Here is an 11,574-nt window from a genome sequence, read left to right as displayed (position 1 = left end):
AAAACCCAATATTAATGATCACACAAATAACCAGCAGGATTGAGACTTCAGTCTCTCATTCCGGCTGGTTATCTTTTAATTCTCCAGCTAGTTCCCTTATCGCCTAAGATCAACAGATTAAAAACGAACATGAGCAGAACCAAGTCTCGAGATTTGTGAAAATAATATAGCCATCTCAGTAGGCAATAATTGAAAATCCTGTTGAATCCAAAATTGCATGGTCCCCACATAAGCTGAAGCCAGGTAGGCAAACAAATAATACTGTTTATCGGGAACATCGCTTAACTTAATCTGCTTATGCTGCAACAGATAAGCATGGAGAAATTGTTTTTTTAATAATTCTGTCAGTTGTAACGAAAACACATTATCTCCGGTTGACCCCATAAAAACTTGAAAAAACCTTTTTTGTTCTAAGACATATTCAAAGGGGCGCACATAACCGGAAGGAGGGTCCATAATGGACTGATGACTTCCAATAGGGTGACTAAGTTTTTTTATCATTGCATGAAATTCTTCTAAGATATCATTCTTTAGTTGTTCATGAAAATCATGGATGTCCTGATAGTGTAGATAAAAAGTACCTCTATTTAATCCGGCATGTTCTGTTAGTATTTTTACAGTAATGCTCTCCAGAGGCATCTGCATAGCCAAATCAAGTAATACATCCCGCAATTGATGCCGGGTTCGCAAAATACGACGGTCTGTTTTCTCTTGCACTGCCTCTCCTCCTAAAAAAAACAGGATTTACTGATCATTTCAATTCCGGCTGTTGATTAATAAACACTGATCCGGGAAATGTTCATCGAATTTTTATACGTTTTGATTATAATCATCTACGAATGGTTAATCAACACGTCGTTCACTAAAAGGAGAAAAAGAGATGGCAGAACAACCTATTTATCCTAACGAAACTGCGAGAGAGAACACTGCTTTACCCAGGAAAACTTTTATTTTGATGCTGATGGCAATTATACCTGGCATGATGATGGTGATGATTGACAGTACCGCAATGAATGTGGCGATTACCAATCTAAGCCATAATTTCGATGTCTCCTTTGACACTTTGCAGTGGGTGATTACAGGTTATATGCTGGCTATGTCGGTTACGATTCCGCTTTCGGGCTGGTTTTCAGACAAAATCGGTGCAGCAAGAGCATTTATGGTCACAGTCACTTTTTTCGTTATCGGCTCAGTGCTGTGTGCAATGGCCCAGGATGTAAATCAGTTAATTGTCTTCCGGATCATACAAGGCTTGGGTGGGGGGATGATCCAGCCCATCGGCATGGCTATGATCTTCCGTCTTGCTCCTGACAATAGAAAGGGACAGATCATGGGGATGCTTGGCATTCCGATGCTGCTCGCTCCCGCTTCCGGCCCCGTCTTATCCGGCTGGCTGTTGGAGACCATAAGCTGGCATTGGATCTTCTGGATTAATGTCCCGATCGGAATAATTACATTAGCTTTAGCAAGCCGTCACTTATTGAAAAAAAGCCCGCCCCAAATATCTGTTATCTCCAAAGAAAAGAAATCCTTGGATGCGCCCGGCCTTTTCTTGGCTCCTTCTGCATTTGTTCTGCTTGCACTCAGCATTAATCTTAAATCCAGCCTTTGGGCAGGATGGCTGATGGGAGGAGCTGGTTTCCTGCTACTGGTTTGGTTATGGTTTCATGAACTGAGACATCCCCATCCCATTCTCGAAGTGCGTGCTTTTCGTGAAGTACGATTTAGAAGAGGGATGCTGATCAGCTGGATACAGTATATAGCGCTCAACGGCTCGCTCGTATTCATCCCTCAATACTTGCAGAACTTCAGAGCCTATAGCCCGTTCGAGGCCGGGTTAGTCATGAGTATGTTAGCGGTTACCTCAGGACTTCTAATGCCGGTTGGCGGCAGGTTGTTTGATCGCATTGGAATTCGTCCGCTTGCTGGATCAGGGCTCAGTGTAATCGGTATAGCCTTGTTACTATTATCTCAAATGAATGAGGGTACAAGCGGTATGATGATTGGCGGAATAGTAGGATTGATGGGTATTGGCATGGGATTATGTATGATGTCACTTAACACTTACATTCTGCAATCAGCACCTCCTGAATCCATCAGCCGAGTTACGCCGATGACCTCAGCCAGTGCTAATCTAGTGATCCCCCTCGCCATCGCAGGCCTTAATAATTTCCTTCTAATGCGGGCCACAGTGCGCGAAACTGAAACTGTGAGCGGTGTATTAGCCGGGCTGGGTGCATATTCCGACACTTTCATGTTAGCTGCTTGTATTGCTCTTGCTGGAGCATTGCTCAGTCTACTTCTCAAGCCTAATCAGAAGAATTCAGATCCTCAACAGTAATCCGAATTTACTAACAAAAAGCAACTTATCCGCGGATAAGTTGCTTGCTTAGAATCATAATTCAAATTTAACGCTTCACCTTTCACAGAGAACTATTCAATCCAGAGTGTTCAGTATGGTATGAATAATACTTGTTAATTTCCTTTGCTCTGTTGCTGTTTTCACCATCGTCCGCAGTCCTAACCAGGCATTCATCAGATAATGTGAAATGGCCTCCGGCTTCAGTGAGGCTCTAAGCTCTCCTCTTTGCTGACCCGTCTGAACCAGGTGATATAACAGCTTCTCTGTATTGAAATAGCTATCTTCAACAAGAGCTGCAACTTCCGGATCCAGCACTCCCAGCTCCACACCCGAATTAACCATGAAGCATCCTAAAGGTTCTTCGTCTTTCTCTATCGAGGATTCCAGAAACCGGCGGATTAATTCTTTTACCGGCTCTTGCCTTTCGACTAATAATCTCAATTTCTTGTTTTGAGTAGACTCATACCGCTTAAGTGCCTTCATATACAAAGCGTGCTTATCACCAAAAGTATCATAGATACTTCTTCTGTGGATTCCCATAAAATCCACTAAATCCTGCATGGAGGTTTTCTCATAACCTTGCTTCCAAAATAACTGTACCGCTTTATCTAACACTTCATTAATTTCAAATTCTTTGGTTCTTCCCAATGTAATCACCTCAAGCAAATACCTTAGCCCTTCTGCGATTCCAGTTCTTTCAACGTAGGATAGTCCGTATAACCCTTGCTTCCACTACCATAAAATGTTGCAGGATCTGCTTCATTTAATGGAGCGCCTGCTTTAAGTCGTTCCACAAAATCCGGATTAGCCAATGACCATACCCCAATAGGTGCCAGATCAGCAAGACCACTCTCGATATCAACACCAATATTCTCCAGTCCCCGTCCAGCCCGATTGACTAACAACGGATTCGTCCATAAGGAACGAATATCTTGAAGCAATTCATCGTTTCCGAGGTGCATAATATGAAGGTAAGCTAAATTCAATTTTGCTAATTCCTGCGTAAGATAACGATAAAGATCAGGACCCTGTTCACCATCTTGAATCCCGCCAAGAGGGGTCCCTGGCGAAATGCGGAAGCCAGTTCTCTCTGCCCCGATCTCGTCAATGACGGCTTTGGCTACTTCAATCGCGAAGCGAGCTCGATTTTCTATAGATCCACCATATTCATCCATACGTTTATTGGAATTTTCACCGATAAATTGGTTGATTAGATAACCATTTGCTCCATGAATTTCAACGCCGTCAGCGCCTGCTTCAATAGCAGCGGCCGCAGCTTTACGATAATCTGCAATGGTTATTTGAATCTCTTCTTTACTCAACTCACGTGGTACGGGGATATCCTGCATGCCTGTAGCCGTAAACGTTTCTACTCCTGGTGCAATTGCAGAGGGTGCAACGGGCTGCCGGTGATGTGGCGTATTGTCAGGATGCGACACACGACCGACATGCATTAATTGAATATAAATATACCCGCCTGCATCATGCACGGCATTAGTAACCTTTTTCCAACCTTCAATATGCTTTTCCGTATAGATCCCAGGTGTTCTTAAGTACCCTTGACCGTCATCGGATGGTTGTGCACCTTCTGTAATAAGGAGTCCCATCGATGCTCTTTGTGCATAATACAGGGAGATTAATTCTCCCGGTGTACCATCTTCCTCTGCTCTGCTGCGTGTCATTGGCGCCATCGCCAAGCGATGCGGTAATTCCAAATTGCCAACTTTTGTTTTAGTCCACAGTTTTTCCATTATTAACACTCCTTTTTAAATTGGATTAACAAGAAAATATGATTAAGTAAGATGTGGGTATAGTGCAGAAATGCCACCTGCAAGTGCACCTTGTAACATCCGGCTGGTATCATCAGCAAGAATTTCAAAGCTGCCAGATTCGATGCCATCAATAGCTATTTTTGCGATATCTGAAGGGTTCGATTTGGGAGCATCAACACCGGTTGTCATGTCAGTCTCCATAAAGCCTACATGTAATCCCGCTACTCGTACATTACGAGGATACAAGTTTAAACGTAAATCGTTCGTCAATGCCCACGCGGCAGCCTTCGCAGCTGTATAAGCTCCCGCAGTTCCTGAACTAAACCAAGACAATGCGGACAGAATATTCAAAATCGATCCTCCACCGTTCTTTTCAATGATTGGTGCAAAAGCACGAACCATGGACAGCGTACCGAAGAAATGCGTATCAAATTCCAACTGTATCTTTTCCACATCCCCTTCCAGCAAAGAAGCGCCAGTAGATGATCCAGCATTGTTGATAAGAAGCGTAACATCTTTAGCAAGGATTGCTGCTGCTGCAACCTCATCCGGTTTTGTAACATCAAGCTTTACAGGTGTAACTCCAGGAATATCAATGGTCTCCGGATTTCTTGCACCAGCGTATACTTTAGCCCCTCTGGAAAGAAGTTCAAGAGTAAGCTGACGGCCAAGACCCCGGTTTGCTCCAGTGACAAATGCTACTTGTTCAGAAATGTTCATTGTATTAGCTCCTTTTTTTGTTTTTGATTACAATTCTTCATTCAAGGGATAGAACGGCGTTCTCATTCTAGAACGATCATACTAGAATAAACACAGAAAATTATACTAATATCTCTTCTTGCCATTCTATTCCCTCCCTGTTGTTCAATATAACATATCGAGAACGTTCGGTAAAGAAAATCCAATCTCATCCTGTTTTTGGGCATTATCATTTCCTAGTGTTATTAATCTAAAAAGGCTATTACTGATTTCACAAATTCATCATGATATTGAAAAATCCCACCGTGACCGGAATCTTTATAAATAACGAGCTTGCTGTTGGGAATTCGTTGAACCAAATCATAGGAGTTTGATGTAGGTACCATTCTGTCATCGTCACCGTTAACTACAAGTGTAGGTTGCGTAATTCCTGACAAATCAGCAGGTTTTGCCATTCCCCATTCGTGGATGGCTTTAAGTTGTCTACGATATCCTTTGATACTTATCATCTTATCCCGCGCCTCTTTACGTTCTTTGATCCGCACCAAGAATTCTTTTGCTTTCTGTTTGCCATTATCTGTTCGCGTGAAGAATAGATAGGTTTTAATATCGCTCAACGTGAAGATTGCACGTATCAGATCACGGTCAGAAATTTTCGTAACCTTTTCAATGCCTTTACCCCCACGCGGGCCAGTTCCTGACAAAATAAGTTTACGAACAAGTCTTGGTTCGATGGCCAGGAGTTCTTGTGCAATCATACTGCCCATCGAAAATGACAAAATATCGATTTGCTCAAATCCCAGTGTATGAATGAACGTCAACGCATCTTTTGCCATTTGTTCAATCGTATCTGGAACTTTCCCGCTAGAAAGTCCAACACCTTTATTATCAAATGTAATGACCCAATGTTTTTGGGCAATACCATCCACTACGCGTGGGTCCCAGTTGTCCAGATTAGCAGACAGATGAGTAAAAAAGATGACCGGGATACCCGTCTTCTCGCCCAGTTCACGGTATGCGTAAACTGTTCCATCAGCCGTTTTAACACTTAGATTTGGTGCTTCTACATATGAATAGCTAGTTGTCATTATTTAGTCCCCTCCATCTCCTACCGCGAAATTTGTGCAGCCTTCATGGGGTGCTCTCCTTAAAATCGGATAATGACTTTTCCCTTGGGATGACCTGTAGCAACAAGCTTTAGTGCTTCATTGATATCATCAATGCGAAATTCTGTGGGGTCCACCGCTGGAACAATCCCGTTATCTTCAATAATTTTCGTAATTTTCTTTAATTGATCGCCATCGCTGCGAACAAAAATGAAATGATATTGAATCTTCTTTTTCTTCGCTTTGTGATCATACTTGGCCCCGGCAATGGTGAAGAGCTTTTGTTTCCAGCCTGGCAAGCCCATATGCTCGGCGAAACGTTTGTTAGGGCCGGTCCGCAGGGACAGAAGGCGACCACCTGCTTTTATAATCGAAAGTTCATGATCAAATTCGCTTGGTCCCAAGGTATCCATTACATAATCAACATCACGAAGTTGTTCCCAATAGTTCTCCTTCGTGTAATCCATATATTGGTCTGCTCCAGCCGCCATTGTCCGTTCACGTGCTTGCGGACTTCCACTAACGATGACCTTCAGCCCCATGCTTTTGGCGATAGGAATGGCCATCTGGCCAAATGAACCAGAACCCCCGGGAATAAACACGCTTTCCCCAGCTTTGGCAGCCAATTCTTCATGCAAACCTTGGTAAGCAGTCAATCCTGTTAATGGCGCAGCAGCACCGGTCACAAAATCGAGATTAGCGGGCAAGTGCCCGATGGCATCCGCATGAATCGCCGCGTATTCTGCAAAAGCACCAATTTTTTGTAGTGGCAGGCGTGAGTAAATGGCATCGCCAACTTCAAATCCCCGGACGTTCTTACCGACCTTTTCAATAACACCTGTCAGCTCATTACCGAGTACTAATGGAAACTCATAATCCTGGATCAGCTTGACGCTTCCGGTCCCGATGAGCAATTCCAAATGATTAACCGCCGCTGCTTTCACCTTGACCAAAACCTCGTTTTCACTTATTTCCGGGACTGGAATATCATTGACTTCTACTTTGAACTTTTTTGAATACTTGGTAATCTGTGCCGCTCTCATAATCCATTGCCTCCTATGTGCTGAATAATAAGTAACATTTTATTGTTTTTGTAACTTATGGTTCAAGCATAATATCAAAGGTTACAAAAGTCAACAATTGTTACCCATTGTTTTATATGCTAAAATTGAGACAGGTGCATAAAACGATTGATAAGGAATTTATCGAAATAAGAAGGGTTGGAAGCGCGGTGGCTAAAATCACACAAGAGCTCATTATTGAAACAGCGGAGGCATTAATTGAACGCACGGAAAAATCCGAAGTGACCCTTTCACAAATTGCGGATGAATTAAGTATCACCCACGCCGCGCTTTATAAACACTTTAAGAATAAGCAAGAGCTCTGGGCAGCTGTGTCAAAAAACTGGTTCAACCGGATGATTTCAGAACAAATTAAACTAGATAAGACAAATTTGATGAATGCACAGGACCTGCTCCATGATTGGCTCTGGGCATTTGCTAACGCCAAAAAACGCGCCTATAACGAAAACCCCAAAATGTTCGCTTTGAATACACAATACGTGGATAGCAATCCCCTGGTGTTACGCGATGTTCTATGGGATTCCTATCAAATTATTGATGGCTTCATGGACTATCACGATCCCCGCTTCGAACGGGCAGAGGCAATTCTCTCCGCATTTGCGGTGTTTAGCCTCCCGTCCTTCAAAGAATCCTGGAATCTTCCAGACTACCAAGACAGGTTTGAACGCATCTGGAGTTTAATCAAAAAGGGTCTTTGAATCCTCTAGTTGGATTCAAAGACCCTTTTCACCTTGAACGCCTGGCTTTAATTATTTACAGCTATAATAACTACCAATCCGCTTTCATCTGGTTCACCTAAAAAAACCCTTCTGCGACAAGTCGCTTTGTAGGCTGTAATCTCCCGCTGCGTCCGCTCTTCCCCGCCTGTATCCAAACCAAACCGCCCTACCACGACTTCCTTCTCACGTTCATCGAGAATATCGAGATTACGATATATCTTGCTCTTCTCAGTCTTCAGATCAACTTCCTTAATTACATCGTCGGCCTCGAAGCCGAGGATATCGATCAGCGTGATCTCGTTGCCCTCTTTATCGGTATCAGAACCATACATATCAGATTATGTTAGTTAATATATCTGATAGTTACCATATATAGTATAAATTTTAATAAATATAGTATTTAATCTATATCACAACTCTAAAAATATATTAAATTTTTAATATTTATTGACTGATAGAAATAACGATGTTATATTTCCTAACATGCATTAATAAATATACATACAGGAAGAGGAGATTACTGAAATGAATAAGCTGAAACGTCTAAGTAAAACTAAAAGAAATCATTCTGGTTCCCCCCGCTCCGAATATTCACCAGCAAAAAATAATTGGAGTAAAAAGCAATTTATAGCTACGTCCATTGCGTTATCTGTTATCGCTTCGAGTGTCATTCCGTTTCAGACCGCTGATGCTTTAACCCGGGTTACTTCAGCAAGCGGCACAGTATGGGAGATTCATGATGTCTTTGCGCCTAGCTTAGACACAGGAAGTTTACGTACCGTTGGGACTACACAAGTACAAGGCTTCGGTAATATTTTCGTTAAAGTGTCGTCGCCTACAGCTTCACTGATGAATGGTCAAATGATGCGCGGGTTTGACTTGAAATACGATGGTGTGAATAGATTCACTTCGACTCAATCTGTAAATCTGGGAAATGTAACGGTTACACGTGATGTGTATGTCGATACTATAAATAATCGTACGAGATTCTTTGATACTTTTACTAATAAAAATGATATGAACGTAAAGGTTGATGTCTCTTTCGGCGGCTCTCTGGGGTATGGTACAGCAGCAAATGCTTCAGTAGTCAAGGCAACCTACTCCAATGATCTGGAGGTGACTACGGATGATTCATGGATTGTTGTAGACAGCAGTGCCAAAGACAATAAGCCGCTGGGCGTTGCAGTCGGGTCTCCACATCCATTTGAGAATGGATTAACTAGCCTAGGCAATCAGCAGCAGAATCCATTCACCACACCCCTAGCTAAGTCCGGAAATGATGCGAATTTCTACGGGTTCATTAATACATTAAATATTGAGCCGGGTCAGTCGAAATCCCTGGTGCATTATGTACAACTTGGAGAAGCGGGTGAAGAAGGCCTGAAGAATCTGGTGACCATGCTAAACGGACTGAATAGCCAGCTGGATGTATCCGGATTAACCAACGCACAGATCCGTTCAATCAGTAACTGGGATATCTCTGCTATAGAGGGACTGGATACTGGAGATCCCCTGGTGATTCCTGAGGCTCCTGCTGCTAAAGCATTCATCACTTCATCCCCCTATGATGTTACGAATAAATCCATTGCACAAATGCAGCAGGATATGATTAGCGGTAAAACTACTTCCGTACAAATTACTCAGGCTTATTTAGATAGAATCAAGGTATACGATGAAGGCCAGCTTGGCTTCCATGCCTTCCTGCATGTCTCTGAAACTGCGCTTACCCAGGCACAAGCTGCTGACAACGCCCGCGCACAAGGTGCAAAGGGGGATTTGCTCGGTATTCCCATTGCGATAAAAGATATCTATGATACCAAGGATATGCCTACTACCGGCGGCAGCAAAGCGCTTGAAGGCTGGCGGCCTGATTCAGATGCATTCCAGGTGAATAAGCTGCGGGAAGCCGGAGCTGTCATTATTGGTAAAGTAAATACTTCCGAGTTCGCCAACAGCGGAAGCTTTAGCGAGAGCGGCTGGCAGCAGACATGGAATGCCCTGTATCCATCGAAAACCTCCTTTGGCTCAAGCGGCGGCTCGGCAGTATCTGTTGCAGCTGATTTTGCAGCAGCAGCCATGGGATCACAGACAGGGGTCTCTCTTTATGCACCAACTACAGGCGCCAGCTTAAAAAGCTTCCGTGGTACAGACGGCATGGCAAGTACTACAGGTGTACTGCCGCTCACTTGGGGACAGGATTATGCAGGTCCCATTGCTAAGACAGTAACTGACCTGGCCATCATGTTGAATGCTACAACGGGTACAGATCCACAGGATATCTTCACAGTGACTGCCGATGCAGACCATAAGCGTCCGGCTGACTGGAAGGAATCTCTGGATACTAATGCATTGAAAGGAAAGAAAATCGGATATATCCCCGCTTCCTTTGTCTCTAGTTATGCCGATGATGATACCGGACAAGCCGTAATGAATAAGTTCTCCGAGCTTCAGGCAGCGGGTGCGACAATGGTTGAAATGTCAAAAATACCGTCAGCGCCTAGCCGTCCTTCAGGCATTAATGGATCTACTGAAGGTTGGGCGCGCTATATTGAGCTTCATAAGAACTTCCCTTACATTGATGGAGCAAGTGTACTGGCTTCAGATAAGGTGCTTATCTATAATCAAAGAGGATATACAGAGCCTACCCGCATGACTGAACAAGCTGTACAAGATTACATCAAATATAGAACGGACTATAAGGAAGTTATTAAAGGCTGGATGGACGAGAATGGCGTGGATGCTGTGGTTTATGCAGGTTTTATCAGTGACGTATATAACAATGACGCAGCAGCCTCTCAATTAAGCTCTGACCGCAACACGGGCGTATTAACGTCTAATGTCGGCCTCCCTACGGTAGTTGTTCCTGTAGGAACGAACGACAGCGGATATTCCATCTCCATGCAGCTTGTTGGCAGAGCATGGGACGATGCCAAAGTTCTAGGTATGGGCTATGCTCTTGAGCAACAAAGTCAAGCCAGACTGCTTACAGCCTATGCTCCAGCACTTCAATACGTCTCTAACCCTACTAATCCTGATCCAGTAGATAATGAACCAAGCAATCCAAGTCCTGGAGGAGGTACCGTAACTCCCCCGGTAACAGCAACGCCCACACCAACACCGGCTCCTACAGCAACACCAGCACCTGCAGAACCAGCAGCACCAACACCTACGCCGGAAGTTGTCAGTTTCGCAGATACCATTAATCACTGGGCAAAAGCAAGCATTGATGTGCTTATAGCCAAGGGATTACTTACGGGTTATTCCGATGGAACCTTCCGTCCGGATTCAGGGTTGACCCGTGCCGAATCCATCAAGGTCATTGCAACGTACATGGGGCTGGAAGGACAGGCTAGCAGCTTTACAGATGTATCTCCAACGCATTGGGCTAATACGTATATCGGCGCAGCAGCCGGAGCAGGCCTGATGAACGGATATAGCGATGGAACCTTCCGTCCGAACGGCAAGATAAGCCGCAGTGAATTAGCGGCACTGATCACTAGAGCCTTTAAGCTGACAGGTACTGGAAACTCATCCTTCAAAGATGTTAATAGAAATGCATGGTATTATGATTCCATTGATGCACTCGCATCCAATAATATTATTACTGGCTACGAGGATAGTACCTTTAAGCCTGGAAAAGATATTACCAGAGCAGAGTTTGCAACAATGGTCTCCAGATTACTGGAAACTGTGAACTAAGAAGCTCAAGGAATAAAAGACAAGAGGCTGTCCCAAAAGCAGATATTCTACTGACAAGTCAGATTCTCAAATTTCTCAAAAGCTTCAAACGTTAAAAAAGCAGCGATTCTCCCGTTATTGGAGAATCGCTGCTTT

9 protein-coding genes and 1 pseudogene are annotated in these 11,574 nt (G+C 43.7%); 3 read left to right on the top strand and 7 right to left on the bottom strand.

Going from position 1 to position 11,574, the window contains the following annotated elements; all coding sequences use genetic code 11:
• Positions 1 to 117: 117 nt before the first annotated feature.
• A complete protein-coding gene (locus GC101_RS08685) occupies positions 118 to 717 on the bottom strand; it encodes a TetR/AcrR family transcriptional regulator C-terminal domain-containing protein (protein ID WP_171716895.1) in 600 nt (199 codons plus the stop codon).
• Between the two features lie 163 nt (positions 718 to 880).
• Here GC101_RS08685 and GC101_RS08680 point away from each other — a divergent pair, with 163 nt between their 5' ends.
• Entirely contained in the window at positions 881 to 2,341 is a 1,461-nt protein-coding gene (locus tag GC101_RS08680) for an MDR family MFS transporter (RefSeq protein ID WP_171716894.1), read from the top strand.
• Between the two features lie 96 nt (positions 2,342 to 2,437).
• Here GC101_RS08680 and GC101_RS08675 read toward each other — a convergent pair whose 3' ends face one another.
• The 5 genes from GC101_RS08675 to GC101_RS08655 all read right to left on the bottom strand — a co-directional run bounded on the left by GC101_RS08675 (position 2,438) and on the right by GC101_RS08655 (position 6,982).
• Positions 2,438 to 3,019, bottom strand: a complete 582-nt coding sequence (locus GC101_RS08675) for a TetR/AcrR family transcriptional regulator (RefSeq protein WP_343049639.1) — start codon at positions 3,017 to 3,019, stop codon at positions 2,438 to 2,440.
• Positions 3,020 to 3,033: 14 nt separating this feature from the next.
• Positions 3,034 to 4,113 (bottom strand): alkene reductase, encoded by a 1,080-nt coding sequence (locus GC101_RS08670; protein WP_171716893.1) that lies wholly within the window; start codon positions 4,111 to 4,113, stop codon positions 3,034 to 3,036.
• Between the two features lie 42 nt (positions 4,114 to 4,155).
• Positions 4,156 to 4,854 (bottom strand): SDR family oxidoreductase, encoded by a 699-nt coding sequence (locus GC101_RS08665; RefSeq protein WP_171716892.1) that lies wholly within the window; start codon positions 4,852 to 4,854, stop codon positions 4,156 to 4,158.
• A 224-nt stretch (positions 4,855 to 5,078) separates the two neighbouring features.
• The gene (locus GC101_RS08660) at positions 5,079 to 5,921 is read right to left on the bottom strand and encodes an alpha/beta fold hydrolase (protein ID WP_171716891.1); all 843 of its coding nucleotides are present in this window, start codon (positions 5,919 to 5,921) and stop codon (positions 5,079 to 5,081) included.
• A 59-nt stretch (positions 5,922 to 5,980) separates the two neighbouring features.
• Positions 5,981 to 6,982, bottom strand: coding sequence for an NADP-dependent oxidoreductase (locus GC101_RS08655; protein ID WP_171716890.1), 1,002 nt, complete (start codon positions 6,980 to 6,982; stop codon positions 5,981 to 5,983).
• Positions 6,983 to 7,170: 188 nt separating this feature from the next.
• Here GC101_RS08655 and GC101_RS08650 point away from each other — a divergent pair, with 188 nt between their 5' ends.
• Positions 7,171 to 7,719, top strand: a complete 549-nt coding sequence (locus GC101_RS08650) for a TetR family transcriptional regulator (RefSeq protein ID WP_171716889.1) — start codon at positions 7,171 to 7,173, stop codon at positions 7,717 to 7,719.
• Positions 7,720 to 7,856: 137 nt separating this feature from the next.
• Here the strand turns inward: GC101_RS08650 and GC101_RS08645 are convergent.
• Positions 7,857 to 8,057, bottom strand: a pseudogene (locus GC101_RS08645) (RNA polymerase subunit sigma-70); the annotation flags it as partial.
• Between the two features lie 208 nt (positions 8,058 to 8,265).
• On the opposite strand from GC101_RS08645, the gene GC101_RS08640 reads away from it, so the two are divergent.
• On the top strand, positions 8,266 to 11,439 hold the full coding sequence (locus GC101_RS08640; protein WP_171716888.1) for an amidase family protein: 3,174 nt from the start codon (positions 8,266 to 8,268) through the stop codon (positions 11,437 to 11,439).
• Positions 11,440 to 11,574 lie beyond the last annotated feature (135 nt).

This window comes from Paenibacillus phytohabitans (genome assembly GCF_013141775.1).
Taxonomy (GTDB): Bacteria; Bacillota; Bacilli; order Paenibacillales; family Paenibacillaceae; genus Paenibacillus_AQ; species Paenibacillus_AQ phytohabitans.
Note: the sequence above shows the minus strand (reverse complement) of the source record. Positions and strands in the feature narration are given on the sequence as shown.